This window comes from Streptomyces sp. NPDC127092 (assembly GCF_042722475.1).
In the GTDB taxonomy this organism is placed as follows: Bacteria; Actinomycetota; Actinomycetes; order Streptomycetales; family Streptomycetaceae; genus Streptomyces.
The window spans coordinates 1-395 of record NZ_JBHXFE010000218.1; positions in this window are offsets into that span (position 1 = coordinate 1).

Sequence of the window (395 nt, forward strand, 5' to 3'; positions counted from 1 at the left end):
AGCCGGCAGCGGTGCGGCCGCAGCAGCCGGGCCCGCCGGTATCGCGGTTGTGGCTGGTCAGGCCGTGGCAAAGGGAGCAAAAGCTGTCGGCAACCAAGTAGCCGGTGCCGCCGAGTCCGGCGCATCCGCCGGGGAGGACCCGTCCGGATCCATGCGCGGAGGCCGCTCGACATGACACCCGAATCCGGCACCACCCACCTCGCCAACCGACTCGAATCCACTGAGGAGCAGTGATGAGTGAGACTCCCGAACGCCGAACGTACGGCGGCTGGCACGAGCCGAGCACCACCTACATCGGCGGCATCGGCAAGAAGCTGTTCTACACCTTCTGCATCCTGATCAGTCTCTCGATCCTCGGGCTGATGATCGGCCTCTGGGTCGTCTCGGTCCCGATG